This is a genomic window from Deinococcus grandis (assembly GCF_001485435.1).
Taxonomy (GTDB): Bacteria; Deinococcota; Deinococci; order Deinococcales; family Deinococcaceae; genus Deinococcus; species Deinococcus grandis.
In genome coordinates this window covers 1,524,579-1,548,310 of sequence record NZ_BCMS01000001.1, presented here as the reverse complement: position 1 = coordinate 1,548,310, position 23,732 = coordinate 1,524,579, and the positions used below count along the sequence as shown (strand labels likewise).

Genomic DNA, 23,732 nt, shown 5'->3' with positions numbered 1-23,732 from the left:
GGAGAGGTGGGGGGCGACTCCCACCTCTCCCCTTTTTGTGACTAGAGTCTCAATTAATAGTTCAATGTTAAGTAATATGGAGGCATGAAGACCTTCTCACCCGCTCCCGGCACCAGCCCTGTCCAGGGTCTGCACCACGTCACTGTCATGGCCAGCGACCCGCAGCGCAACCTGGATTTCTACACCCAGGTGCTGGGCCAGCGGCTGGTGAAGGTCACCGTGAACTTCGACGACCCCGGCACGTACCACTTCTACTACGGCGACCAGACCGGGCAGCCCGGCACGATCATGACCCACTTCCCCTGGCCCGGCGCGGGGCGCGGCGAGCGCGGCAACGGCGAGGTCGTCGCCACCGCGTACAGCGCCCCCGCCGACTCGCTGGCCTACTGGCAGGAGCGGCTGGCCGCGCACGCCCTGACCGTCACCGGGGGCACCCGCTTCGGGCAGCCGGTCCTGACCTTCGAGGACCCGGACGGCACCTGGGTGGAACTGGTGTTCGAGGACGGACAGGCCGTGCAGCCCTGGCCCGCCTCCCCGGTGGACGCCGCGCATGAACTGCGGGGCTTCCACTCGGTGACCGCCTGGGTGCGCGACACGGACGCCGTGCGGCAGCTGCTGGTGGGCCAGCTGGGCTTCACGGAGGTCGGCAGCGAACCCGACCCAGAGGGCACCCGGACCCGCTTCCGGGGCAGTGGCGACGGCGTGGGCCTGTTCGTGGACGCCGTGGAACGCCCCGGCCAGCCGCGCGGGCACTTCGGGGCGGGCAGCATCCACCACGTGGCGCTGCGCACCCGCGACGACGCCGAGCAGGAGGCGTACATGACCAGCCTGACCGGCGCCGGGTACCGCCCCACGCCCGTGCAGGACCGCCAGTACTTCCACTCGATCTACTTCCGCGAACCGAATGGCGTGCTGTTCGAGATCGCCACCGACGCCCCCGGCTTCCCCGACGACGAACCCGTGGCGGAACTGGGCAGGCACCTCAAGCTCCCCGCGTGGTTCGAACCGCAGCGGGCGCAGATCGAGGCGCACGTGCCGCGCATCGTCAGCCGCGAGTACGGCGTGACCATCGGCCAACGCGACCTCGGAGCCTCTGAACCCGAGGCCACACCCGAGGACGAGGGCACGGGCGTGCAGGTCTTCACCGCGGGCCGCCCCCTGGACGACGCGCGCGTGGCGATGGTCCTGCTGCACGGGCGGGGCGGTACGGCGAGCGACATCCTCTCGCTGGAACGCGACTTCAACCTGAGTGCGTTCACTTATCTCGCCCCGCAGGCCGAGGGGAACACCTGGTATCCCCTGTCGTTCCTCGCACCAGTCGAGCAGAACCAGCCGCACCTGGACCGCGCGCTGGGCACCGTGGACGCCGTCATGGGCGAACTGGCCGCGCGCGGCTTTCCCGCCGAGCGGGTCGTGCTGGGCGGCTTCAGCCAGGGCGCGTGCCTCGCGCTGGAGTACGCCAGCCGCACCGAACGTAAACCCGGCGCGGTGGTCGCCTTCAGCGGCGGCCTGATCACCCTGGACCAGGGCAGCGCCTTCCCCGGCACGCCCGTGTTCATGGGCGTCGACCCGCGCGACGGGCACATCCCCCTCTCGCGCTTCGAGGAAACGGCCGCGCAGCTCCGCGCCCGCGGCGCCAGCGTGGACGCCCGCGTCATCCCCGGCCTGGGCCACACCATCAACGCGGACGAACTGAACGCCGCGCGGGCCATCATGCAGGAGATCGCTGGCGCGATGAGTTGATGGTTGAAAGGTGATGGTCGATGGAGAACATCCCTTCTCTATCAACCATCAACCTTCGACTTTCTACCTGAGGAGCGCAGCGACGAACACCGGCATGGCGTCCGGACCCTCGAAGCCGGGGGTCAGGGCGCGCAGGGTGAACAGGGCGCGGTTGCCCTGGACGTCCACCCGCTCCAGCGTGTAGCGGGTGGCGCAGGCGCGCGCGGCGGGGAGGGTGCGGTCACGCCAGATCTCCTGGCCATTCACCAGGAGGCGGAACCCGGCGGAGCGTTCACCGGGCGGGAGCATCTCCGGGTATAGGCACCGGGCGGGGAGGCGGAGGACCTCCAGCCGGACGGGTACAGGTCGGGTCCAGAGGCGCACAGGGGTCACTTCGACCTGCCCGGCACGCACGCCGTCCGACCAGCGGGGGTACGGGACCGGGTAGGCCCGCTGGGAGCGCGGCGTCGAGAGGGGGCGTGCGGTGAACGGAGCGACGGCAGTGCGGGTGGCGGGCGTGGTCAGCAGGGCGTTCAGGACGCCGACCGGTCCGGCGTCGGCGGTGCGGGTCGCCTGATGGAGGATGCGGCCACTGCGGGTGTCCAGCACGGTTACCTGCGCGTGTCCGAAGCCGCTGCCGTCACGTTCGCCGGTCACGACGGTCATCACCTGCGTGCCGTCGGCGCTGAAGCGCACCTGGGTGAGGGGCAGGCGGTCGTTCGCCCCGGCCAGACTGGTCAGGCCGAAGGCCAGCAGAAGCGGGAGGAGTCGGCGCATATCTGCACCGTACTCCTCCCGCACCCGCGGCGTGAAGGGGGTTATTCCTTGACGCCCCCGGCGACCGCGCCGCCGACGAAGAAGTTCTGGAAGCCGTAGAACAGCGCCACGATCGGCAGGGCGCCCAGCGTGGCGGCGGCCGCGAACACGCCCCACTTGGTGCTGAACTGGCCGCTGGTGAACGAGCGGAGCATCACGCCGACCGTCCAGTGCTCCACGCCGGTCATCAGGATGCTGGCCAGGATGAACTCGGCGTACGTGCCGATGAACTGGTTCAGGAAGATGAACACCAGCATCCCGCGCGACAGGGGCAGCACGACGCGCGTGAAGGTCTGCCAGCGGGTCGCGCCGTCCACCATCGCCGCTTCTTCCAGCGACTCGGGGAGGCTCTCGACGTACCCCTTGAAGATCCAGGTGTTGAAGGCGATCGCGCCGCCGGAGTACGCCAGGATCAGCCCGGCGAAGGTGTTGCCCAGGCCCAGGTCGGTCAGGAGTTTGAACACGGCAACCAAGGCCAGGAACACCGGGAACATCTGGATGAAGATGAAGAACAGCAGCATCTGGAAGCGGCCCGGGAAACGCAGGCGCGCCATGGCGTACCCGGCCGTGGTGGACAGCAGGATCGCCAGCACGCCGGTCAGGCCGGACACGAGCAGGGTGTTGCGCACGGAGAGCAGGAACTTGCTCTCGTTGCTGCCGCCCGTGAACTGCGCCGGGCCCATGAAGATCACGAGGACGGCCAGTGCGGCGACCAGAACGCGCAGGCCCCAGGCGCGCACGTTCGCCAGGGCGTCGGTGTCACGCCCGACCTTGCTGACGATCAGGGAGATCAGTGTGGCGGCCAGTGCGGCCCCGCCGATCACGGCGAGCAGCAGCTGCCACGCGGGGATGGTGACACCCTCGAACAGCTTGGCGAAATTCTCCAGGTTCAGCTGCTTCAGGTCGGGCAGCAGGCCGGTCTTGTAGAAGATGTTCGGGTTCCCGAAGTCCGGGAAGGCGAACAGGCTGTTGCGCGGGTCGAACGCGGCGATCAGCACGTAGAACAGCGGGTAGATGGCGATCAGCACGACCAGGATCAGGAACAGGTGGGTCAGCTGGTCGCCCAGCACCGCCGCGTAGCTGATGCGGCGGCCCGTGCGCGCCATGCCGATCCGCTGTCCCAGCAGGCTGGTCAGGGCCAGCACGCCGCTGGCGGCCAGCAGGAACAGCAGGAAGCGCACCCAGCCCCGGTCGACGTAGTAGATCGAGAAGCTCTTCTGTTTGTCCTTGAGGCTGTCGACCAGCGCGGCGCCCAGCCAGCCGATCAATGCCAGGACGACGACCCCGATGATCCAGGGCAGCGCCTTGCGCAGGGCGGAGGGTTCGCGGTGAACGTACCCGCCGGGCGGGAGGTTGTTGGGGGCGGTGGTCATTTGCGGGCCTCCTCGAACACGCCGGCAGCCTTGAAGTTCACGATGCTGATCGCCAGGGTCAGGAAGAAGATGATCAGCGCGATGGCGCTGGCCAGCGCGAAGTTCTGCCCTCCGGCGGACACGAACGCGGTGTTGTACCCCCACGAGAGCAGGATGTCGGTGCTCTGCGCGGTGCTTTCACGGCCTTCCTGGGCGGGACCGCCCGCCGTAAGCAGATAGATGATGCCGAAGTTGTTGAAGTTGAACGCGAAGCCCGAGAGCAGGATCGGCGTGAACGAGTTGCGCAGCAGCGGCAGGGTGATGCCCGTGATCTGCTGCCAGCGGCTGGCGCCGTCGATCTCGGCGGCCTCGTACAGGTCGTCGTTGATGGTGCTCAGGGCGCTGATGGTGGCGGTCATCATGTACGGGAAGCCCAGCCACAGGTTCACGAGCAGGATGCTGATCTTCGCCCACAGCGGGTCGTTCAGCCAGGGAATCGCGACGATGCCCAGCAGGCCCAGGGTCTTGTTCACGATGCCGAACTGCTGGTTGAACAGCGCGACCCACATCTGCACGCTGATCACGGTGGGAATCGCCCAGGGCAGGAACAGCAGCGTGCGGTACACGTTGCGGCCCTTGAGGCGCTTGTTGTACAGCAGGATGCCCAGGATCAGGCCCGCGAGGGAGTTCAGGACGATGGTGCTGAACGCGAAGATGACCGTCCACAGGAACACGGGCCACAGGGCGCGGCTGGCCTTCCCGAAGATCTCCTGGAAGTTCGCGAGGCCCACGTAGCTGATCTTGTTGATGCGGGTGGCCTGCGCGACCTCCACGTTCTGCGGGGCGGGCGCGGTCAGGGTGAAGGTGTTGCCCTGCGCGGACGCGACCTTCACGCGGTACGGGACGCTGGCGTCCTCGTCGTACAGGACCATGGTGGCCCCGGCGCAGGTGTCGTTGCGGCAGGTCAGGTAGTCCCTGGCGCTGCCTTCCAGTCCGCTCAGGGTGACGGTGCGGCGATCGGCGCTGAGCGTGGCGGGCTGGCGGGCGGCGCTGTCGGGGTTGCCGCTGTTCTGCCCGCTGTAGTTCGTGAAGGCGTAGTTCACGGTCAGCACGACCGGCAGCACCGTGAAGGCCAGGATGAACACCAGGGCGGGCAGCAGGTAGAACCAGTTCGTGATCCACGGGAACGCGCGGTGGGTCAGGGGGGCCAGCACGAGCAGGGACAGCAGCGTGAACACCAGCAGCAGGTACGCGGGCGCGCCGGGGACGACCTGGGCGGTCAGGGTGGCCAGCAGCCAGCCGATCAGGACGGACGCGCCCATCAGGGCGGCCAGGATCAGCAGGGCCAGCAGGATGCCGCGCGTGCCCTGTGGTGGGACGGTCGTGCGGGCGCGGGGTGGGGACAGGGTGGTCATCTCGTGGGGGCCTCCGTGCAGGGGCAGCCCTGGCCGTCCGGGCCGGGGGCGCTGTGGTCATCAGGTTCGCAGTAGGGTAGCGCCGGGGCGGCGGGTGTGCCGAGGGCACTCGTCGAGACAGTCGCCGGGCGCGCGTTCCAGGCGCGTTCCAGTCTGGCGACAGCGTGAACGCGGAGGGCAGCGAGCCGAGTCTGGCGCGCTGTCCCTCCGCGTCCTGCGTGGTCCGGGTGGAGCGACGTTGTGGTCATGCTCGCCCCACCTCCGGACCTGGGTTACTTGATGCTGCTGTTGATTTCCTGCACGGCCTTGTCGAGGATCTGGCCGTAGTTCTGGTTGGGCTTCTGGACGCTCTGCGCGATGGCGTTGCTCCAGGGGCCCCACACGGCGCCCATCTGGGGCACGTTGGGCATGGGGGTGCCCATGCTGATGGTCTTGCCGAAGCCCTGCACGACGGGGTCGGCCTTCAGTTTGGTGCGAGCGCTGAGGCTGGCGGGGATGCGGCCGCCGGCCTTGTTGAACGCGACCTGCGCGTCAGAGGAGCTGATCTGCTTGGCGAACTGGGCGGCGACCGCCTTGTTCTTGCTGTAGCTGTTCAGCATGGTGCCCTGCACGCCCACGAAGGGGCTCCACTTGCCGCTGGCGCCGGGAGGGGTCGGGAAGGGGATGATGCCGTAGTTGATGTTGGCTTTCTTGATGTCGCCCATGTCCCAGGGACCGGTGAGGAACATGCCGAGGCGGCCCTGCACGAAGGCGCTCTTGGCGGCGTCGCCGTTCACGCCTTCGGGCACGAGGTTGTACTTGTAGCGCAGGTCGTTCAGGAACGCGCTGGCCTTGTCGGCGCCGGCGTTGGCGAGGCCCACGTCCTTGACGTTCAGGGTGCCGCCGTTGTTCTTGAAGACGTAGCCGCCGTACGCGCTGACGATGCCGTACTGCATGTAGGCGTTGCTGAGGTCAGCGAGGTACCCGAACTTGCCGCTGCCGGTGTTCTTCTGCGCGGCGGCCAGGAAGGCGTTCCAGCTGGTGGGGGCGCTGGGGACCAGGGCCTTGTTGTACACGACGGCGACCGCTTCGGCGAACATGGGGATGCCGAACAGCTTGCCCTGGTAGGTCATGGCGTTCAGGGCGGTCTTGTCGAGATCGGTGCGGCTGGTGACGAACTTGTCCATGGGCTCGATGACGCCGGCGGCGGCCAGCTGGCCGAGGCGGTCGTGCGGCTGGGTGGTCAGCAGGTCGGGGCCCTGGCCCTTGGGGGCGCTCTGGATGAACTTGTCGGTCATCTCGCCGAAGGGCACGCTGACGATGTTCACGGTGTTGCCGGTCTTGGCCTTGAAGTTGGCGGCCTGGCTGCGCAGCCACGCCAGTTCGCTGTCGCCGAAGTGGGTCCACACGGTGATGGTGGCGGCGCTGGCCTGGCCGAGCAGCGCGAGAGACAGGATGGTCAGAGCTTTTTTCATAGGTCTCCTTGGATGGCGCGACTGTGAATCGCTTCCATTTCGAGGGATCATCTTTGGTTCCATCGGCCTTCCACGGCAGGGAGGCGCCCGGAGTCGACGCGGCTGAGCGTCCGCGGCACGAGATTCTTCTGGTTGCTCGGGGGACAGTATACGCCCCAACCGGTGTCCTGACAATGGGGTGACAACGACAGTTTCGCCGTCCCAGTCAGGGAGAAATCAGTTTGTTCCCGGGGCGGATGACCCGGGACGGCATTCTGATGCCCACGCGAACGAAAGGTGTACTGGAAGCGGTTCACAGAATCCTAACCGTCACGTCCACCCGTTGAAAATCCCCCGAGGGTGTGGAACCCGTGGAAAGCAGTTAGACAGCCGCGCACCCCGGCTCGTCCACCAGCGCCGGGCGTGCCCACCCGAGCGGCCTCGGCGCATTCGTGCAGGGCCTCCTCCGAATTGCGATGAGGTGAGGACCCGCACAGATGCTGCACCGCCGCCCCTCGTTGCCGTTCTGTCCTGACCGACCGGTCAGGGTGCGGGCGTATACTTCGCCCCATGTCGTCCGCCGCCCCCTCCCCCGCCCAGGCCAACACCGGGCGAACAAAGCTGATCCTGTTCCTGACCATCTTCATCGCCATGCTGGGCCTGAGCGTCCTGTTCCCGATCATCGCGCCGCTGGGCCGCCAGCTCAGCCTGACCGAGACGCAGACCGGCTGGTTCTCCACCGGCTACTCGTTGATGCAGTTCGTCTTCTCGCCCGTCTGGGGGGGCCGCAGCGAACGCGTGGGCCGTAAACCCGTCCTGCTGATGGGCCTCGTGGGCTTCTCGATCAGCTTCGGGCTGTTCGGCGTGCTCGCCCAGGCGGGTCTGAACGGCGCGCTGGGCGGCACCCTGCTGTTCACGCTGCTTGTCGCCTCGCGCGTGATCGGCGGGATGCTCTCCAGCGCCACGCTGCCCACCGCGCAGGCCATGATGGCCGACCTGAGCAGCAAGGAGGACCGCGCCGCCAGCCTGGGCCTGATCGGCGCGGCGTTCGGGCTGGGCGTCGTGTTCGGCCCCGCCATCGGCGCGGCCCTGAGTGGCATCAGCCTGACCGCCCCGGTATTCTTCAGCGCCGCGCTGGGCCTGGTCACCGCACTCGTCGCGTGGCGTACCCTGCCCGAAACGCGCGTCAGCGGCGCGAACGTCGCCGCGAAGGGCAGCCGCCGCGCGCTGCTCTCGCAACCCACCGTGCTCCTGCTGCTGGCCGTCAGCGCACTGTCCACCCTGGCGAGCGTCGGCATGGAACAGACCATCGGCTTCTACGTGCAGGACACCCTCCGCCTGACGCCCGAGGGCGCGGCGCGCACCGTGGGCATCATGCTGACCCTGTTCGGCTTCGTCGCGGCGCTCGTGCAGGGCGGCGCGATCCGCCCCCTGGCGAAGAAACTCCCCACCACGCCCCTGGTATCGGCGGGCCTGCTGATCATGGGCGTGGGCATGCTGCTCGTGCCCGCCGCGCAGGCCTTCTGGCCGATCACGCTGGCCCTGGCGGTCGTGGGCATCGGCAGCGCCATCCTGAGCCCCAGCCTCAGCGCGGGCCTGAGCCTCTCGGCGGGTGAGGACCTCCAGGGCACCGTCGCGGGCCTGAACAGCAGCGCGCTGGCCCTGGGCCGCATGGCGGGCCCGCTCATCAGCACCGGGCTGTACCAGACGGTCAGCCACGCCGCGCCGTACGTCCTGAGCGGTAGCGTCCTGCTGGCCCTGCTGGCCATCATGCTGCTGGTCCGCCCGAAGGTGCAGCCCGCCGCCGCCTGATAAGGACTCCGGTTGAAAGGTTTGCAAAAACTTTCAACCCGAGCGGAGCGAGGAGGAGACAAACGGGTTCCGGGCGTGGAGTTGGCAGATCGGTGATTTTCCGATCTGTTAACGAAACAAACGGAATCCGTATGACGGCCCTGCACCTGCGGCCCCCCTCCCGGACCTGGGGTGGGGGCCGCCTGCCTTGGACGTCCTGCCGGGCCGCGCGTACACTGCCCGGATGACCGACGCACGCCGCCCCCGCACCGCCCGCGACCGACCCAGATCAGTTTTCAACCGGCCCGACACCGACCGGCCCGGCCCGTTCAACCCGGCCCGCGAGGTCGCCGTGCGCGTGCTGCTGCGCGTCATGGACGCCGGAGCGTTCGCCGCGCCCACCCTGGACGCCGCGCTGCAGGAAGCGCGCCTGCCCGCCCGTGACGCGGGACTCGCCACGCACGTCGTGTACGGCGCGCTGCGGCACGCGCCCAGCCTCACGCGGGCGCTCGACGCGCGCCTGACCGGTGAGACCCACCCGAAGACCCGCGCGGTGCTGCTGGCCGGGGCGTTCGAGCGGCTGTTCCTGGGCACCCCGCCCCACGCGGTGGTCAGCGAGTACGTGAACCTCGCGCGCGGCGCGCGACTGGCGCCCCCCGGACTGGTGAACGCCGTGCTGCGCCGCCTGGAAAGCCTGAGCCCCGACGAGGTCATCCCGGACGAGATGCCCGCGTGGCTGGCGGACGTGTACCGCCGCGCGTACGGGCAGCAGGCCCCGGACGTGCTCGCGGACCTGCTGGAGCCGCAGCCGCTGTGGTTGAGCCTGAGCGACGCGGGCGTCCGCGCGCTGGAGGACGAGGGCAGCGTCCTCGAGGGCACCGTGCAGGGCGTGGACCGCGTCGCGCTGGACCGCCCGCTGCGGCAGACCGCTGCGTTCCAGCAGGGGCAGGCGCAGCCGATCAACCCGGCCAGCCTCGCCTGCGTGGACGCGCTGGGGGACGTGCAGGGCGCGCGGGTGCTGGACTTGGCGGGCGGGGCGGGCGTGAAGGCCGCGATGCTCGCCACGCGCGGCGCGCAGGTCACCAGCGTGGACGTCGTGGCCCGCAAGCACGACCTCGCCCGCGCGAACCTGAAGCGCCTGGGCCTGACGGGGCAGTTCATCACGCACGACCTGACCCAGCCGCTGACCACCGAACCCGCGCCTGCCGTGCTGCTGGACGCGCCCTGCACCGGCAGCGGCACGCTGCGCAGCCACCCGGAGATCAAGCTGCGCCTCACGCCGGACGCCGTGCAGGACATGGCCGGGCTTCAGGCGCGGATGCTGCCGAACGCCGCGGCGCTCGTGCAGCCCGGCGGGACGCTGGTGTACTCGGTGTGCTCGGTCACGCCGCAGGAAGGGCCGGAGGTCGTGCAGGCGTTCCTGGACACCCACCCGGAGTTCACGCCGCAGGCCGTTCCGCAGCTGGAGGTCCCGACCGTGCCCGCCGGGCCGGGCGTGCTGACCGTGCCGGTGGACGGGGTGGACGGGTTCTTCATCGCCCGCCTGCAGCGACAGGCCTGAGTGCAGGGTCGGGGTAGGATGGGGCCATGCGCCTCCTACCTGCCCTGACCGTCACCGCCCTGCTCGGCCTGCCCGCGTCGGCTGCGGCGCAGACCCCCGCCAATTGCGCCCTGTCTAACGCCGTGGACAGCGGCAGTTACGCCACGCTGGCCATGGACGGCTGGTCCGAGGCCGACGAGGACAACGTCGCGTTCGAGTGGGCCGAATGCCGCGCCGCCGCACTCAGGCGCAGCCTGACCGGCAACCCGAAGCTCAGCGCCCGCATCGACGGACTGCGGAGGCAGGTGCGGCAACTCCGGGCGCTGGAGGGGGAGTTCGCGGGCATCCGCGCGGGCGGCGGCACCCTGTACGGTCACGCGGTGCCCCGCTCGTTCCCCATGATAGAGGAGCAGCTCGCGGGCCTCGCCACGCTGGCCCGCACCAGTGTGGGCGCACAGACCGGGCAGCGCTACGCGGCCCTGATCGCGCAGGCCCGCAAGGAGCACGCGGCGTACGTCGCCACCCTGCGCGCCTACAGGCCCGGACCGGACGAGACGTACTCCCTGTACAACGCCGCCGAGTGGAAGGCCCTGGTCAGTCAGTACGAGGCGCTGGGCCGCGCCGTCATGGGCACCCTCGGGACGCGAGGCGACGCCGCGACCGCTCTGGGCTACACCCTGCTGAACACCACGCTCTTCCCCGCCGACGACGAATTCTGATACGGATTCCGTTTGTTTCGTTGACAGATCGGAACACCGCCGATCCGTCAACCCCACGTCCGGAACCCGTTTTGCTCCTGCTCGCATCCGCTCGGACCCAGCGGCTTTGTCAGCCATTCAACCGGAGTCCATATGATTCACGGCGTCTGAACGCCGGACAGCCGGTGCAGGTGCGCCCAGGTGTCGCGTTCCAGCGTGAAGCCCCACGCGCCGCCGGGCAGGCGCACCCCGGTCAAAGTCACGGTGGATTGCAGCTGCGTGAAGGTCAGCAGGACCTGACCGTCCCCGCGCAGTGGGGGGCGCACCTGCCAGCCCTGAGCGGCCGCCCCGGCCTGCCAGCGGTCGAGGACAGCGCCCAGGTCGCTGTCGGCCGGGAGGAGCACGTGGGGCGCGCCGCCGGAGGTCCGCCCCGGCCTGCCGTCCAGGGTCAGGCCCGGCCCGGGCTGCTCGTCGGGACTTCCAGGGTGCAGGAGAGGCAGGTCGAGGACGCCCCCGCGCGGCGCACCCGTCCCCAGCCACGCGGTGCCGAGGTCGAACAGGTCGTCCCGCACGTCGAATCCGACCGCCCCCCCCGACAGGCTGGGCAGACCAGCCGCGCGCAGGGCATCCCGCACGGCCTCCAGGCTGCGGAAGGCCGCCTCGGACGCGGTGGGCACCCGCAGCCGGACGTGCCGCGCTCCCGTCAGGTCGCGGTACACGCCCAGCGGGACCACGCCGGGCGGCCAGCGCAGGTCTCGCAGGGGGACGGGCAGGTCGCCCACCCGCCGCGACCACTGCGGGCGCAGCAGGTGCAAGGCCATCCGCGCGCGTGCCCACCAGGGGCCGGGAGACACGGCGTGGCGCGGATACCGGAAGGTCCAGCGGGACATGCCTCACGCTAGCGGACCGGAGGGGCTGCGCGGGGCGCACCTGCGGCCCTGGGCGCTCTACGGATTCCGTCTGTTTCGTTGACAACCCGGAACCGCACCGGGTTGCCAACTCCACGCCCGGAACCCGTTTTTCTCCTCCTCGCATCCGCTCGGGTTGAAAGGTTTTGCAACCCTTTCAACCGGAGTCCGTGTTACAGCAGTGCGCGGATGCGGGCTTCGAGTTCCCGGGCGACGGCGTCCGGCCCGGCGGCCAGCGTGGCGGCGCTCAGGTGCCAGCGGCCGCGCTGTTCTAACTCGCTGGTGAACAGGCTGGCGACGCCCGTGGCGCGGCGGTCCACTTCCAGGATGACGTCCAGGCCGCCTGCCTGCGGGAAGAGCATCAGCTCGATCTCGGCGATGCGGTACTGGCCGTGCGGGGGGCGGAAGCTGATCTCCTGCACGATGCGGCCGTGGTGGTACTCGATCTCGCTGCCGCTCAGCTGGAAGCCCAGGCGCTGCGCGCCCTGGAACAGCACCTCCATCTCGCGGCTGGGCAGGATCTGGAGGTGGTCCTGGTCACCGGGGTCCACGGCGCCCGCGATGTCCATGTCGGTCGCGAGCCACAGTTGCGTGCCGGGCAGCGACAGGGGCGTGCCCGCCTCGACGGGGATGCTGAAGGGGAATTCGCGGCGTTCCCCGGCGCGCAGCTCGAAGGTGGGGATCACCTGGAACTTGCTCAGCTGGTGCGAGACGTAGCTGTCGTCGCTTTTATAGCGGGTGGCGAGGCCGAGGTTCACGCGTTCGATGCGCTGGTCGAGGTTGCCGCCCTGCACGACCAGCACGCCGGTGACGCTGTCGCCGATGCGCACGGCGGGGGTGTGGACCTGGGCGTCGACTCGCGCGCCGCCGACGCCGATGGCGGCCATCATCTTCTTGAGGAATCCCATGGCAGACGGTACGGGGCCAGCCGCGCGCGGGTTCCCGGGCCGGGTCAGCCGCTGGTCTTGCGGGGGGCCCGGCGCGCGGGGCTGGGGGCAGCCGGTTCGTCCAGCTGGGCGGTCAGGGCCGGGGCGCTTCCGGCGGCCATCATGGCGGCTCCGATGATCCCGGCCTCGTTCAGCAGCTGCGCGGGCACGACGCGGGTGCGTTCGGCCTTGAGGTGCTCGCGCCACTTGTCGGCCTTCTTGCTGACGCCGCCGCCGATGATGAACAGTTCCGGGCTGAACAGCAGTTCCAGGTGTTGCAGGTAGGTGCTGGCGCGCTTGCTCCACTGTTTCCAGTTCAGGTCGTCGCGTTCGCGGGCGCGGTCGGACGCCCAGGTCTCGGCGTGCTTGTCGCGCAGCCACAGGTGGCCCAGTTCGGTGTTGGGCACCAGCACGCCGTCATGCACCAGGGCGCTGCCGATCCCGGTGCCGAAGGTCAGCACGAGGACGCTGCCCGTCTCGCCCTGCCCGGCGCCGAAGCGGGCCTCGGCGAGTCCGGCGGCGTCGGCGTCGTTGATCAGGTGAACCTCGTGCCCGGTGGCGTCGGTGAACAGCGCGTCGGCGTTCAGGCCGACCCAGTCCGGGTGGACGTTCGCCGCCGAGAGGGTGTGGCCGCGCTGCACGATGCCGGGGAAGGTCACGCCGACCGCCCCGGGGAGGCCGAAGTGCTCGACGAGCTGCGCCACGACCCGTTTGACGTCCTCCGGGGCGGCACCTTCGGGGGTGGGGATGCGGTGCCGTTCGGCGGTGAGCTTGCCGGTGCGGGTGTCCACGGGCGCGCCCTTGATGCCGCTCCCGCCGATGTCGATGCCCAGGATCACACTCATGCGCCTCAGCGTACCGCACGCGCGGAAGCCGGTCAGGGGGGTGTCATTCGGGGCTCCCCGCCCTGACTGCTTGGCGGCCCAGGGCCAGAGGCAGTCAACCCCGTTGGACGGGGTGCAATTTTGTACCGAAAGCGCTATACCCTGGGGAATCATGGATTCAACCTCGCTGCGCGAACGCCAGAAGGAGCGCCGCCGCGCCCGCATCTACAACGTCGCCATTGAACTGTTCAAACGCGGCGGGTTCCAGACGACCACCGCGACCGACATCGCCAAGGCCAGCAACGTCTCGCGCGGCACGTTCTTCAATTACTACCCGTACAAGGAAGCGGTGCTGCTCGACTACGGCAGCGAGGTCATGAACCGCCTGCGCGACCACGCCGAGGCCCGCCTGCACGACGGCACGCCCCCCCTGACGGTGCTGTACGAGGTCTGGGACCGCCTCGCGGACGAGAACACCCGCGAACGCGACCTGTTCCCGCCCCTGGCGTACGAGGTCATGAACCCCAACCCCGAGCGGGCCCGCACCGCGTACCAGGCGCTGCCGCTGAGCAAGGTCATCGAGCTGATCCTGCGGCCCATGCATCAGGCGGGCATGATGCGCACCGACCTGTCCCTGCAGCGCATCAGCAACCTGATCGCCGACACGTACCTGATGGTCGCGCTGCGCTGGAGTGCGTACGGCACCGAGCGGCCCCTGCAGGAGGAGATGCGCCTGGCGCTGAACCTGCTCCTGGAAGGCGCCGTGAAACGCGACGCGCGCTGAGGCCTGTGCCTGAACGGGTACTCCGTCACGCCGGGCTTCCCGTCAGGGTCTACACTGCGCTGATGACTCGCTCCCCCCTGCGGCCGGTGCGGGCATGACGCACCCGGAACTGCGGGTGGGGTCGGCCCGCACCACCTTCCCGTTCAGTCGCGGCCTGCTGGTCGAGTCCCTGGTGAATGCCGGGGCCAGCGCGCCGGTGGCGTCCGCCGTGTCCCGCCGCGTGGAGCAGCAGCTGCGGCTGGCGCGGCGCACCGTGGTCAGCCCGGCGGAACTCAAGGCCCTGATGGTCGAGGTGGCCCGCGACGTGGCCGGGGACGAGATCGCGCAGGCGGCGCAGGCGCAGACGCCCGCCTTCCAGGACATCTTCGTGACCGCCAAGAAGGGCGACCTGCCGTTCAGCCGGGGGGTGCTGGCCCGCACGCTGGAGGACGCGGGCCTGTCCGGCAAGGACGCCTACGCGACCGCCAGCGTCGTGGACGTGCGGCTGCGCCAGCAGGGCGTGACCAGCCTGAGCGCCGAGGAGATCGACAACCGCACCGAGGCCGCGCTGGCCGAACGCTACGGCGAGCACCTGCGCCTGACCTACCGCTACCTGCGGCACAACCGCGGGAAGCTGGGCGTGCTGGGCGAGGGCAGCAGCGTGCCCAGCCCGTTCAGCAAGGGCATCCTGGTGCAGAGCATGCTCGCGGCGGGCGTCACGCCGGACGTGGCGCGCAAGGTGGCCCGCGTGACCCAGCGGGACCTGCGGGGCCGTGACGACCGCGTGATTCCCCGGCACGAGATCCGCCAGAAGGTCGAGGCGCTGCTGCGTGACGAGGTCGGCCCGGACGTCAGCGCGCGGTACCGCCTGCTGCGCGTGATCCGCCGTCCGCCGCGCCCGGTGATCGTGCTGCTGGGCGGCGTGAGCGGCACTGGCAAGAGCTTCCTGGCCGCCGAGATCGCCTACCGCCTGGGCATCGCGCGGGTGGTGAGCACCGATTCCATCCGGGAGGTCATGCGCGCCATGGTCTCCCCCGCGCTGCTGCCTACGCTGCACGCCAGCACCTTCAACGCCTGGGAGGCGCTGCTGCCACCCGGCGCGCCCCGCCCCGAGCATCCGGACCGGCCCTCGCTGATCGCGGGTTTCCGGGATCAGGTGCAGCAGGTCAGCGTGGGCCTGAGCGCCGTCGTGCAGCGCAGCGTGCAGGAGGGCAGCAGCTTGGTCCTGGAGGGCGTGCATCTGGTCCCCGGGTACATCCGCGCGGATTCCTACGCGGGCGCGATCGTGGTGCCGCTGCTGGTCACGCTACCCGACGCGGACGAGCACCGCCGCCACTTCGAGAGCCGCGACACGGAAACCGCCGCCAGCCGCCCCCTGCACCGCTACATGGGCTACTTCCGTGAGATCCGCGCCATGCAGGACGAACTCGAGGCGCTGGCCCACCAGTACGAGGTGCCGATGCTGGACGGCCTGACGCTGGACGAGAGCGCCGAGCAGGCGGTGGACATGGTGCTGCGGCGCGTGCTGGTCGCCCTGACGCCCGAGGAACGCCGCGCGCTGCTGGGCGAGGACCACGCGGACTTGACCTTCGGCGGCAGCTGACTCGGTTACGGCATCAGGCGCTGAATCTGCCAGTCCTCGCCGCGGCGGGTGTACGTGAAGCGGTCGTGCATGCGGTTGGCGCGGCCCTGCCAGAACTCCCACTCGTGCACCTGCACGCGGAAGCCACCCCAGAAGGCCGGGCGGGGCACCTCGCTTCCTTCCGGGAAGCGGCCGTGCAGCGCCGCGAAGGTCGCCTCCAGCGCCTCCCGGCCGGGGGTGGGGGCGCTCTGCGGGTCGCTGGCGTGCGCGGCCAGCTGAGATTCGCGCGGGCGGGCGTGGAAGTACGCGTCGCTCTCGGCGTCCGGGACGCGGGTCACCGGGCCGAATGCGCGCACCTGCCGTTCCAGTTCCGGCCAGTGGAACAGCAGTTCCGCCTGCGGGTTGGCGCTCAGGTCGCGGCCCTTGTGCGAGTCGTAGTTGGTGTAGAACGTCAGGCCCGCCGCGGTCGCGCCGCGCAGCAGCACGGTCCGCACGCTGGGCCGCCCCTGCCCGTCGGCGGTGGCGAGACTCAGCGCGTACGGTTCCCGCAGATCCGCGTTGATGGCCTCCTGCAACCACCCCTGGAACTGCGCCAGCGGATCGGGGTTCAGGTCGGCGCGGCGCAGCTCGGCGCGGGTGTAGGACAGGCGCAGTCCGGTCAGGTCGGTCATACGGTCTCCCGGCGCAGCGGCTGGCACTGCGGGCAGTGGTGGGTGCCGCGCTGCGCGACGACGCTCTTCTCGATGGGGGTGCCGCAGCGGGGGCAGGGTTCGCCGCCCTTGCCGTACACGTTGTGCGCGTGCTGGAACAGGCCGGACAGACCGTCGTGCTGGCGGTAGTTACCCTCCCCCTTGCCGAGACTGCTGCCGCCCGCCTCGACAGCGCGGCCCATCACATCGCGGACCGCGTGGTACAGCCGCCCGGCTTCCTCGCGGGTCAGGCGGGTCTGGGTGGGGTGCAGGCCGGCCATCCAGAGGCTCTCGTCGGCGTAGATGTTGCCCACGCCGCTGACCGGTTTCTGCGACAGCAGCCAGGGTTTCACGGCGCCCGCCTGCGCGGCCATCGCGGCGAAGTCCTCCTCCCGGAAGTCGGCCGAGAGGGGTTCGGGGCCCATGGCGGCCAGGGTGGGCATACCCGCGTACTCGCCGGGCCGCACGACTGCCATCTTCCCGAAGCGGCGCGGATCGTCGAAGTACAGGTCGCCCGCGTCGGTGCGCAGGGTCACGCGGGTGTGCTTGCCGCCCTCCAGCCGGAACCCGCCGGTCATGCCCAGGTGCACGATGAATTCCAGATCGTGCGGCGAATCGGTGGCGGCCTCCGCAGCGGCGAGGTGAAGCATCAGGTACTTCCCGCGCCGGGACAGGCCGGTCACGCGGCGTCCGGCGGCGAGGTGCGTGTCGCGGTACTTGTGGGGCGCGTCGTGCTGCACCTCCAGGATCGTGCGGCCCAGCAGCAGCGGCTCGATCTTGCGGCGGGTGGTCTCCACTTCCGGCAGTTCAGGCATACCACCGCAGCATAGGCGCCGCCCGCTCCCCAGACTGCGGCGTTCGTTTCAGGATGCGCCGCCATCTGCCATCCTCAGGGGAAGTACACCTGCTCGACCTTCAGCACGCGGTTGCCGCTCAGCTGCAGCGCGACGACCTTCTCGCTGAACGGCCAGCAGCCCTGCGGGTGGTACCCCTTCCAGGCGGACACGAAGGTCACGAGCGGGACGGTCATCACGCCGCCGGGGCGGTTCAGGCAGGACAGGTCGAAGGTGGTCCTCGCGTCGGTCTTCAGGGTGCGCAGCTTCGGGTTGACGTTGCGCAGGTACATCCCGCTGGGGTTCGCGTCGAAGTACGCCTGGGCGCTGGGGTAGTCGCCCAGCGCGACCACCCGGCGGGCGTCCGCGTCGGTGTCGCCGTACACGTCCACGTAGTCCAGGGTCAGGGTGGCGACGCTGCCCTGCACGGTCACGGCCTTCAGCACGGCGTACTGCGTGGCGGCCAGGGCGGTCGGGGTGAGGGCCAGCAGGGCGGTCAGGACAAGGCGGCGCATACCCGCAGCGTACAGGGTGGGCGGCGCGCTACGCTGCCGAAGATGCCCACCCTGCTGCTGACCGGCTTCGAGCCCTTCCACACGCATCCCGTGAACCCCAGCGCCGTCGCGGCGCAGGCGCTGCACGGCCGCACGCTGGGCGGCTCCGTGATCGAGGGCGCGCTGCTCCCCGTGGAGCCCGCCGCGGCCCGTGAGCGGCTGGACGCCCTGCTGGACGGGCTGACGCCGGACGCGGTCCTCCTGACCGGACTGGCGAGCGGGCGGCCACAGGTGACGCTGGAGCGGGTCGCGGTGAACGTCATGGATTACCGCATCCCGGACAACGCCGGGCGTCAGTACCACGACGTGCCGGTGCTCCCGGACGCCCCGGCGGCGTACCTGAGCACCCTGCCGCTGCGGGCCACGCTGCGCGCGTGGCGGGACGCGGGCATTCCGGGCGGCATCAGCGACACGGCCGGGACGTTCGTGTGCAACACGGTGATGTTCCACGCGCTGCACGCCCTGCACGCGGCAGGCCGTGAGGACGTGCCGTGCGGGTTCCTGCACCTGCCTGCGAACGCGGAGGTGGCCTTAGCCGAGCCGAAGCCCGTGCCCTACCTGCCGCAGGAGGAACTCACGCGCGCAGTCGAGGTAGCCGCCCGCGCCGCCATCTGGTAACGCGCGCTGATCAGACGGTACTCCATTGATTCCCAACCAGACAGCGTCACCCGGTGGCCCCCTCACCCTTCCGTCGCTTCACTCCTCCTTCCCTCTCGCACAGGGGGAGAGGGAAAAATGGAACGCGAGCACGTAGGAGGCGAATCCTTTTAATCTCGTATCAGAGGGAGCTTCAGGGAAAGGGCGCGCGGCCCGGCTGCCAGCCTCCGGCGGGGCCGCCCGCCCAGTGCCACTCGCCGCCCTGCGGCTGTCCGGAGAGGGCGGCCTGAACGGCGTCCAGCGGCACGCGGCGGGCAAAGCGGGTGCGGGCGTGCCACGCGGCCAGCGCCGATTCGGGGCGGGCGGGTCGCAGGCCGCGCAGGGCGGCGGCGGCGCGGTTGACAGCCAGGTCGAACAGCGCGTCGGGGACCGGGCCGCTGCCGCGTGTTCCCTCGGAGGCCGGGTCGGTCAGGAAGGGCCGTTCCTGGGGCATACCAGCCTCAGGCGATCCGGGGCTGCGCCGCGAGGCGGCGGATCTGCGCAGCGCGGCCCGTGGTCAGCGCAGCGTTCAGGCGCAGCAGTGCGGCGACGGTCATGGGGGGTTCGCCCCCGGCGCTGGCCGGGTCGGTCGGGGGGACGGTGACGTCCAGTTGCGCGGCGGTCAGGGCGGCGCAGGCCTCCTCCTCCCAGCTCAGGAGGGTGTGCAGGCCCGCGCCCTCGGGTGGGGTGGGCGTGCCGGTCGCGTGGGCGATGCGGGTCCAGAGGTCGCGCTTGGTGGCGCTCAGGTGCGCGGCGATGGCGGCGACGCGCGGGTGCGGCTGGCCGGACACGGCGTCCAGGGCCGCCTGGAGGCCCTGCGCGGGGTCGTGGTTCACGCGGCGGAGCAGCGCGCTCAGGGTGGGGTCGGTGTCCATCACGTCAGCTCAGCCGGAAGGTGTCGCCGTCGCGGGTCAGGCGGCCCAGGTCCAGCAGACGGGTGGTGGCGGCGCGGGCCTGCTCCTCGGTCAGGGGGCTGCGGGCGCTCAGGTCGTCCAGCGTGAATCGCCCACCCAGCCGGTGCGCGAGGCGGTAGACCATGCGCTCCTGGATGTCCAGGCGGGGCGCGCCCTGCTGACGGCGCGTGAAGGCCCACCAGACCAGTCCGGCCACGAGCGCGCCGGTCAGCAGCGCCAGCGGGATCATCTGGCCCGCGAAGGCCGGGTCGCCCACCTGCTGCCCCAGCGCGTGCAGCTGGGCCTGCGCCGCGCTGATCTGCTCGGGCGTGCCGTCCTCGCGCAGTCGCCGCAGGGCGCCGCGGGCCCGCAGGTAGCCCATGACGCCGCCCAGGTCGCCGCGGACAAAGAAGGCGCTGTAGGCGATCAGGGTGGCGGCGAGGCCAGCGATGGCGGACAGGACAGCTTTCAGCACGTTCACGCCCCCATGCTACGCGACGTCAGCGGCGGGCACGGTGACGCAGGCTCCGCACCTGCCGCACGGCGGCGCGCAGGTCGCGCAGCGCGGCGTCCGGCGGGCCCGGCGCGTAGCGGGCCTGCTGGTAGGCGTGCGCGGCGCCCCGCAGCGCGTCCGCGAGGTGCGGGTGGGCACCCGCCTGCCGCTGCGCGTACGTGCCGGGCGTCTCGCCGGGGTGCTGCGGGGCGCCCACCGTGCGGGTCAGGTCGTGCCACAGGCGCTGCGCGGGGTCGGCGGGCCGGGCGGCGCGGCGCGTCCAGGCGTACGCGGGCAGCAGCGTGACGGCCAGGGCGGGCAGCAGCAGCCACCAGAGGGCCTGCGCGCCGCCGGTCACGCCCAGCCGGGTCAGCAGGGCCGTCTGCTGCTCGCCGTCGTACTCGACGACCACGGCGTTCCAGCGGTTCTGCCAGCTGTCCAGGCGCAGGCGCAGGCGGTCCAGGCCGGTCCGGGGCAGGGCGGCGCTGGCCGCGGGTTGCGTCAGGGCGGTGCGCAGGTCGGCGTTCACGCGCGCCGGGGCGATCACGGCGGTCGGGTCCACCCGTACCCAGCCCTGGCCGGGCAGCCACACCTCGGTCCAGGCGTGGGCGTCCTGCTGGCGGACGATCAGGTAGTTCCCGTCGGGGTTCAGTTCGCCGCCCAGGTACCCGGTGACCACGCGGGCGCTCAGTCCGGCGGCACGCATCAGGACCGCGAAGGCGCTGGCGTAGTGCTCGCAGAAGCCCTGGCGGCTGCCGAACAGGAACGCGTCCGTGCGGTTCTCCTCGGGCAGTAGCGGGGGGTTCAGGGTGTACGTGAAGCCGCCGGTCTTCAGGTGGTCCAGTGCGGCCTGCACGCGCCGCGCCGGGGGCAGGCCCGCCCACTGCTGCGCCAGGGCCAGCGTGCGGGGATTCTGCCCCTGCGGGAGCAGCGTGTCGAAGCGCAGGCGGTCCCCGTTCTCCTGGCGGCCCACCAGTGCGGGCTGGCTGACCAGCGTCACGCGGCGGCGCGTGGCGACCGGGCGGGGCGTGAACGCCTGCACCGCGCTCGTGATGAACGCTCCCTGCGGGACCCGCACCACGGTCTCCAGGGCCAGCAGCCAGGGCGTGCCGCTGGGTTCCAGCGTGAGGTCGTACGTGAGGGGCGCGCCGGTCGCCTCGACGCTGGGGGTGGGGACGTTGCCGCGCACCTGCTGCCATTTCAGGCCGTCGAAGGCTTCCAGGACCGGGCCGCGCCAGTACCGCTCGGCTGGCGGGGGGACCGCGCCGCGGAAGTCCGCGCGGAACGCCACCGCCGGGTTCTGCGCGAGGTTCGTGAAGGACCCGGCGCTGACCTCCGAGCCCAGGCCGGTCAGGTTCTGGCCCTGCACCGGCAGCTGCCACAGCGGGCCGTCCGGGCGGGGCACGAGCACGAACAGCGCCAGCGTCAGCGGTGCGCTCAGGGTCAGGACGCGCACGGTGCGGCTCAGCCGTCCGGTCAGGCTGGCGCGAGTCAGGGGCGGCGGGGTGCCCAGGCGCGTGGTGGCGGCCGTCAGGAGCAGCGCCGCGCTCAGGACGGCGTACAGCGCGGTCAGGGGCCCCTGGCTGAAGAAGAAGGCGGTGCTCGTGACGAACAGGCCCAGCAGCGTCAGGACCGCCTGATCCCGCCGGGCGTGACTCTCGGCGGTTTTCAGGGCGGCGAGCATCGCCAGGAACGCGGTGCCCGCGTCGCGGCCCAGCAGCGTGCCGTACGTGGCATTCAGGGCCGCGCCGCCCGCCACGGCCAGCAGCGCCAGCAGCCACGTCGGCAGGGGCCGGATCGCGTCGCGGCGCGCGCGCAGCAGCGAGTGGCCCAGCAGCGCGGCGATCAGCAGGCTCAGCCACCACGGCTGGCGCAGCACCCCGGGGGCCAGGGTGACGGCCAGGGCCAGCAGCGTCCACGTGAGGGCCTCGCCCGGCAGCGGCGCCGGTCGGGCGCCGGGACGGTTCCGGGCCGGGGGCGCGAGGCTGGCCAGGGTGGGCGGGTCGTGCAGGGCCAGGGCGTTCAGGGCCGCCTGCCGCTGTGGCTCGCCGCTGCCCGGCGCGACCACCTCGCCCGGGAGGTGCAGGGCGTAGCTGTCTGCGCGGGCGTGCAGGGCGTCCACCCAGGCGGTCAGGCGCGCGGCGCGGGCCTCCGGGTCACCGGGCGCGTCCTGCCAGTCCAGGCGCCGGGCGCGGCCCTGCGCGGCGTCGGTCTCGCGGGTCAGGAGCTGCCCGGTGCGCGCCACGTGCCGCCACGACACCTGCCGGGGCGAGTCGCCGGTCTGGTAGGGGCGCAGGCCCGCGAATTCCTCGTCGCCGGGCGCGCGGCCCGCACCCTCGCCGCTGCCCGGCACGCTCCGGGTGGGTGGGGGCGGCGCGCCCTCCTCCGCGCGGGGGTGAATCAGGACCGTTACGGGGTCCGGGTCGGGCAGGCGCACCTGCCACAGACCCAGGCGGTCCAGGGCGCGCAGCGTCACGCGGACTTCCAGCGGGCCGCGCGCGGCGGTGGGGACGGCCAGGTCGAGGGTGCCTGCTCCGTCCTCCAGCGTCACGCTGCCGCTCACCACGTCGAAGGGGGCGTGCAGGGCGACGCGCAGCACGCCGCCGCGCCCGCCGCGCGCCTGCACCTGTACGGGCAGCGGCGTGCCCGCCCGGACCGGCCCGCGCGCCTGCACCCCGGCCGTCAGGTCCCGCGCCGCGCGCAGCGCCTGCCCCGCCGCGAGCACCCACACGCCGCCCAGCAGGAACGTCAGGCCGTACCCGAGGCTCAGGGCGTAGTTCACGCAGCCGATCAGCGTCAGGACGATCAGCGCGAGGAACGCCGCGCCGAAGCCCGTCGGCCACGCGCGCAGCGTCACCGTCCCGGCTGGCGGTCGGTCCGGGCAGGTCATCAGGGAATGGGCGTCTCGCGCAGCAGGCGCCCGATCACGTCGGGGACGCTCACGCCCGCGCGGGCAGTGAGGCGGTGCGTGGCCAGCGGCGCGAACACCGCCTGCACGTCCTCCGGCAGGACCATGCTGCGCCCGTGCAGGTACGCCCAGGCGCGCGCGCCTGCCAGCAGCGCCAGCAGTCCGCGCGGGCTGAGGCCGGTCGTCAGGCCCGGGTGCTCACGGGTCGCGCGGGCCAGCAGCTGCAGGTAGTCCAGCAGCGGTCCGGCGACGTGCACGGCGTCCACCTCGGCCTGCATGGCGATCAGCATGCCCGCGTTCAGCACGGCCGGCAGTTCGCGGACGGACAGACTGCGCCCCCCGGTTTCCAGCAGTTGCCGTTCGGCGCGCACGTCCGGGTAGCCCAGCGTGACGGTCATCAGGAAGCGGTCCAGCTGCGCTTCGGGCAGGGGGCTGGTACCCACGAACGCCGCCGGGTTCTGCGTGGCGATCACGAAGAACGGCTCCGGGAGGGGCCGGGTCACGCCGCCCTCCGAGACCTGCCGTTCCTCCATGGATTCCAGCAGGGCGCCCTGCGTGCGGGGCGTGGCACGGTTGATCTCGTCCGCGAGGAGCAGCTCGCTGAACACCGGCCCCTCCACGAACCGGAACGCGCTGCTGGACGCGTCCCAGACGCTCACGCCCGTCAGGTCCGCCGGGAGGAGGTCCGCCGTGAACTGCACGCGGCGGAAGTGCAGGCCGCAGGTGCGCGCCAGGGCCTGCGCCAGGGTCGTCTTACCGACACCGGGCTGGTCCTCGATGAGCAGGTGCCCACGCGCGAGCAGGCACGCGACGGCCAGCCGGATCTGCGGGCCCTTCCCGAGGATCACCCCGTCCAGTTGCGTGAGGGCCGCGTGCAGCGCCGCCACGTGGCTGGCCTGCGCGGGCGGGAGGGTCGGTGCGGTCATGCCCGCGAGCCTACCCGAGCCCGTCTGACA

22 protein-coding genes are annotated in these 23,732 nt (G+C 71.3%); 7 read left to right on the top strand and 15 right to left on the bottom strand.

The annotated features are described in order from the left end of the window. Positions 1 to 84: 84 nt before the first annotated feature. Positions 85 to 1,743, top strand: a complete 1,659-nt coding sequence (locus tag DEIGR_RS07665; RefSeq protein ID WP_058976436.1) for a VOC family protein — start codon at positions 85 to 87, stop codon at positions 1,741 to 1,743. A 63-nt stretch (positions 1,744 to 1,806) separates the two neighbouring features. On the opposite strand, the gene DEIGR_RS07660 is transcribed toward DEIGR_RS07665, so the two are convergent. The 4 genes from DEIGR_RS07660 to DEIGR_RS07645 all read right to left on the bottom strand — a co-directional run bounded on the left by DEIGR_RS07660 (position 1,807) and on the right by DEIGR_RS07645 (position 6,759). After that, positions 1,807 to 2,499, bottom strand: coding sequence for a DUF2259 domain-containing protein (locus DEIGR_RS07660; RefSeq protein WP_058976435.1), 693 nt, complete (start codon positions 2,497 to 2,499; stop codon positions 1,807 to 1,809). A 41-nt stretch (positions 2,500 to 2,540) separates the two neighbouring features. Next, positions 2,541 to 3,911: a sugar ABC transporter permease gene (locus DEIGR_RS07655; RefSeq protein ID WP_058976434.1), complete on the bottom strand. Its 1,371-nt coding sequence runs from the start codon at positions 3,909 to 3,911 to the stop codon at positions 2,541 to 2,543. Beyond that, on the bottom strand, positions 3,908 to 5,305 hold the full coding sequence (locus tag DEIGR_RS07650) for an ABC transporter permease subunit (protein WP_058976433.1): 1,398 nt from the start codon (positions 5,303 to 5,305) through the stop codon (positions 3,908 to 3,910). The genes DEIGR_RS07655 and DEIGR_RS07650 overlap by 4 nt, the downstream gene beginning before the upstream one ends. 272 nt (positions 5,306 to 5,577) lie before the next feature. After that, positions 5,578 to 6,759, bottom strand: a complete 1,182-nt coding sequence (locus DEIGR_RS07645; RefSeq protein ID WP_058976432.1) for a sugar ABC transporter substrate-binding protein — start codon at positions 6,757 to 6,759, stop codon at positions 5,578 to 5,580. Between the two features lie 549 nt (positions 6,760 to 7,308). Between DEIGR_RS07645 and DEIGR_RS07640 the strand changes: the two genes are divergently transcribed. From DEIGR_RS07640 to DEIGR_RS07630, 3 genes are all read left to right on the top strand, one after another. Continuing rightward, complete coding sequence (locus tag DEIGR_RS07640; RefSeq protein WP_058976431.1) at positions 7,309 to 8,550, top strand: MFS transporter; 1,242 nt, start codon at positions 7,309 to 7,311, stop codon at positions 8,548 to 8,550. Positions 8,551 to 8,902: 352 nt separating this feature from the next. Next, positions 8,903 to 10,090: an RsmB/NOP family class I SAM-dependent RNA methyltransferase gene (locus tag DEIGR_RS07635; RefSeq protein WP_236704786.1), complete on the top strand. Its 1,188-nt coding sequence runs from the start codon at positions 8,903 to 8,905 to the stop codon at positions 10,088 to 10,090. A gap of 26 nt (positions 10,091 to 10,116) precedes the next feature. Further along, positions 10,117 to 10,788, top strand: a complete 672-nt coding sequence (locus DEIGR_RS07630) for a hypothetical protein (RefSeq protein WP_058976430.1) — start codon at positions 10,117 to 10,119, stop codon at positions 10,786 to 10,788. Positions 10,789 to 10,925: 137 nt separating this feature from the next. On the opposite strand, the gene DEIGR_RS07625 is transcribed toward DEIGR_RS07630, so the two are convergent. The 3 genes from DEIGR_RS07625 to ppgK all read right to left on the bottom strand — a co-directional run bounded on the left by DEIGR_RS07625 (position 10,926) and on the right by ppgK (position 13,446). Then, positions 10,926 to 11,657: a hypothetical protein gene (locus tag DEIGR_RS07625; protein WP_153013671.1), complete on the bottom strand. Its 732-nt coding sequence runs from the start codon at positions 11,655 to 11,657 to the stop codon at positions 10,926 to 10,928. Between the two features lie 191 nt (positions 11,658 to 11,848). After that, entirely contained in the window at positions 11,849 to 12,583 is a 735-nt protein-coding gene (locus DEIGR_RS07620) for a sporulation protein (protein ID WP_058976428.1), read from the bottom strand. Positions 12,584 to 12,627: 44 nt separating this feature from the next. Continuing rightward, positions 12,628 to 13,446, bottom strand: a complete 819-nt coding sequence (ppgK, locus tag DEIGR_RS07615; protein WP_058976427.1) for a polyphosphate--glucose phosphotransferase — start codon at positions 13,444 to 13,446, stop codon at positions 12,628 to 12,630. A 151-nt stretch (positions 13,447 to 13,597) separates the two neighbouring features. Between ppgK and DEIGR_RS07610 the strand changes: the two genes are divergently transcribed. Together DEIGR_RS07610 and DEIGR_RS07605 are read left to right on the top strand one after the other, a co-directional pair. Continuing rightward, a complete protein-coding gene (locus DEIGR_RS07610; protein ID WP_058976426.1) occupies positions 13,598 to 14,209 on the top strand; it encodes a TetR/AcrR family transcriptional regulator in 612 nt (203 codons plus the stop codon). A 94-nt stretch (positions 14,210 to 14,303) separates the two neighbouring features. Then, on the top strand, positions 14,304 to 15,791 hold the full coding sequence (locus tag DEIGR_RS07605; RefSeq protein ID WP_058976425.1) for an ATP cone domain-containing protein: 1,488 nt from the start codon (positions 14,304 to 14,306) through the stop codon (positions 15,789 to 15,791). Positions 15,792 to 15,796: 5 nt separating this feature from the next. On the opposite strand, the gene pdxH is transcribed toward DEIGR_RS07605, so the two are convergent. The 3 genes from pdxH to DEIGR_RS07590 form a co-directional block, all read right to left on the bottom strand. Continuing rightward, positions 15,797 to 16,441, bottom strand: coding sequence for a pyridoxamine 5'-phosphate oxidase (gene pdxH / locus DEIGR_RS07600; RefSeq protein WP_058976424.1), 645 nt, complete (start codon positions 16,439 to 16,441; stop codon positions 15,797 to 15,799). Beyond that, on the bottom strand, positions 16,438 to 17,274 hold the full coding sequence (locus tag DEIGR_RS07595; protein WP_058976423.1) for a DNA-formamidopyrimidine glycosylase: 837 nt from the start codon (positions 17,272 to 17,274) through the stop codon (positions 16,438 to 16,440). Before DEIGR_RS07595 ends, pdxH begins: the two co-directional genes overlap by 4 nt. A gap of 74 nt (positions 17,275 to 17,348) precedes the next feature. Then, complete coding sequence (locus tag DEIGR_RS07590) at positions 17,349 to 17,807, bottom strand: hypothetical protein (RefSeq protein ID WP_058976422.1); 459 nt, start codon at positions 17,805 to 17,807, stop codon at positions 17,349 to 17,351. Between the two features lie 42 nt (positions 17,808 to 17,849). Here DEIGR_RS07590 and DEIGR_RS07585 point away from each other — a divergent pair, with 42 nt between their 5' ends. Continuing rightward, positions 17,850 to 18,464 carry a pyroglutamyl-peptidase I gene (locus tag DEIGR_RS07585; RefSeq protein ID WP_058976421.1) on the top strand — a complete coding sequence of 205 codons (615 nt, stop codon included), beginning with the start codon at positions 17,850 to 17,852 and terminating at the stop codon, positions 18,462 to 18,464. Positions 18,465 to 18,636: 172 nt separating this feature from the next. Here the strand turns inward: DEIGR_RS07585 and DEIGR_RS07580 are convergent, their stop codons facing one another. From DEIGR_RS07580 to DEIGR_RS07560, 5 genes are read right to left on the bottom strand one after another with little or no spacing between them, the layout of a single operon-like run. After that, positions 18,637 to 18,936 (bottom strand): hypothetical protein, encoded by a 300-nt coding sequence (locus DEIGR_RS07580; RefSeq protein WP_058976420.1) that lies wholly within the window; start codon positions 18,934 to 18,936, stop codon positions 18,637 to 18,639. A 7-nt stretch (positions 18,937 to 18,943) separates the two neighbouring features. Further along, the gene (locus DEIGR_RS07575; RefSeq protein ID WP_058976419.1) at positions 18,944 to 19,357 is read right to left on the bottom strand and encodes a hypothetical protein; all 414 of its coding nucleotides are present in this window, start codon (positions 19,355 to 19,357) and stop codon (positions 18,944 to 18,946) included. 4 nt (positions 19,358 to 19,361) lie between these two features. Next, positions 19,362 to 19,856 (bottom strand): hypothetical protein, encoded by a 495-nt coding sequence (locus DEIGR_RS07570; protein WP_058976418.1) that lies wholly within the window; start codon positions 19,854 to 19,856, stop codon positions 19,362 to 19,364. Positions 19,857 to 19,875: 19 nt separating this feature from the next. After that, positions 19,876 to 22,758 (bottom strand): transglutaminaseTgpA domain-containing protein, encoded by a 2,883-nt coding sequence (locus DEIGR_RS07565; protein ID WP_058976417.1) that lies wholly within the window; start codon positions 22,756 to 22,758, stop codon positions 19,876 to 19,878. Further along, positions 22,758 to 23,702 carry an AAA family ATPase gene (locus DEIGR_RS07560; RefSeq protein ID WP_058976416.1) on the bottom strand — a complete coding sequence of 315 codons (945 nt, stop codon included), beginning with the start codon at positions 23,700 to 23,702 and terminating at the stop codon, positions 22,758 to 22,760. The genes DEIGR_RS07565 and DEIGR_RS07560 overlap by 1 nt, the downstream gene beginning before the upstream one ends. Positions 23,703 to 23,732: the final 30 nt, after the last annotated feature.

Bases quoted from the DNA above. Each gene is read 5' to 3' on its own strand.
- DEIGR_RS07665 (WP_058976436.1), top strand. From the start codon at position 85: ATGAAGACCTTCTCACCCGCTCCCGGCACCAGCCCTGTCCAGGGTCTG.
- DEIGR_RS07660 (WP_058976435.1), bottom strand. From the start codon at position 2,499: ATGCGCCGACTCCTCCCGCTTCTGCTGGCCTTCGGCCTGACCAGTCTG.
- DEIGR_RS07655 (WP_058976434.1), bottom strand. From the start codon at position 3,911: ATGACCACCGCCCCCAACAACCTCCCGCCCGGCGGGTACGTTCACCGC.
- DEIGR_RS07650 (WP_058976433.1), bottom strand. From the start codon at position 5,305: ATGACCACCCTGTCCCCACCCCGCGCCCGCACGACCGTCCCACCACAG.
- DEIGR_RS07645 (WP_058976432.1), bottom strand. From the start codon at position 6,759: ATGAAAAAAGCTCTGACCATCCTGTCTCTCGCGCTGCTCGGCCAGGCC.
- DEIGR_RS07640 (WP_058976431.1), top strand. From the start codon at position 7,309: ATGTCGTCCGCCGCCCCCTCCCCCGCCCAGGCCAACACCGGGCGAACA.
- DEIGR_RS07635 (WP_236704786.1), top strand. From the start codon at position 8,903: ATGGACGCCGGAGCGTTCGCCGCGCCCACCCTGGACGCCGCGCTGCAG.
- DEIGR_RS07630 (WP_058976430.1), top strand. From the start codon at position 10,117: ATGCGCCTCCTACCTGCCCTGACCGTCACCGCCCTGCTCGGCCTGCCC.
- DEIGR_RS07625 (WP_153013671.1), bottom strand. From the start codon at position 11,657: ATGTCCCGCTGGACCTTCCGGTATCCGCGCCACGCCGTGTCTCCCGGC.
- DEIGR_RS07620 (WP_058976428.1), bottom strand. From the start codon at position 12,583: ATGGGATTCCTCAAGAAGATGATGGCCGCCATCGGCGTCGGCGGCGCG.
- ppgK (WP_058976427.1), bottom strand. From the start codon at position 13,446: ATGAGTGTGATCCTGGGCATCGACATCGGCGGGAGCGGCATCAAGGGC.
- DEIGR_RS07610 (WP_058976426.1), top strand. From the start codon at position 13,598: ATGGATTCAACCTCGCTGCGCGAACGCCAGAAGGAGCGCCGCCGCGCC.
- DEIGR_RS07605 (WP_058976425.1), top strand. From the start codon at position 14,304: ATGACGCACCCGGAACTGCGGGTGGGGTCGGCCCGCACCACCTTCCCG.
- pdxH (WP_058976424.1), bottom strand. From the start codon at position 16,441: ATGACCGACCTGACCGGACTGCGCCTGTCCTACACCCGCGCCGAGCTG.
- DEIGR_RS07595 (WP_058976423.1), bottom strand. From the start codon at position 17,274: ATGCCTGAACTGCCGGAAGTGGAGACCACCCGCCGCAAGATCGAGCCG.
- DEIGR_RS07590 (WP_058976422.1), bottom strand. From the start codon at position 17,807: ATGCGCCGCCTTGTCCTGACCGCCCTGCTGGCCCTCACCCCGACCGCC.
- DEIGR_RS07585 (WP_058976421.1), top strand. From the start codon at position 17,850: ATGCCCACCCTGCTGCTGACCGGCTTCGAGCCCTTCCACACGCATCCC.
- DEIGR_RS07580 (WP_058976420.1), bottom strand. From the start codon at position 18,936: ATGCCCCAGGAACGGCCCTTCCTGACCGACCCGGCCTCCGAGGGAACA.
- DEIGR_RS07575 (WP_058976419.1), bottom strand. From the start codon at position 19,357: ATGGACACCGACCCCACCCTGAGCGCGCTGCTCCGCCGCGTGAACCAC.
- DEIGR_RS07565 (WP_058976417.1), bottom strand. From the start codon at position 22,758: ATGACCTGCCCGGACCGACCGCCAGCCGGGACGGTGACGCTGCGCGCG.
- DEIGR_RS07560 (WP_058976416.1), bottom strand. From the start codon at position 23,702: ATGACCGCACCGACCCTCCCGCCCGCGCAGGCCAGCCACGTGGCGGCG.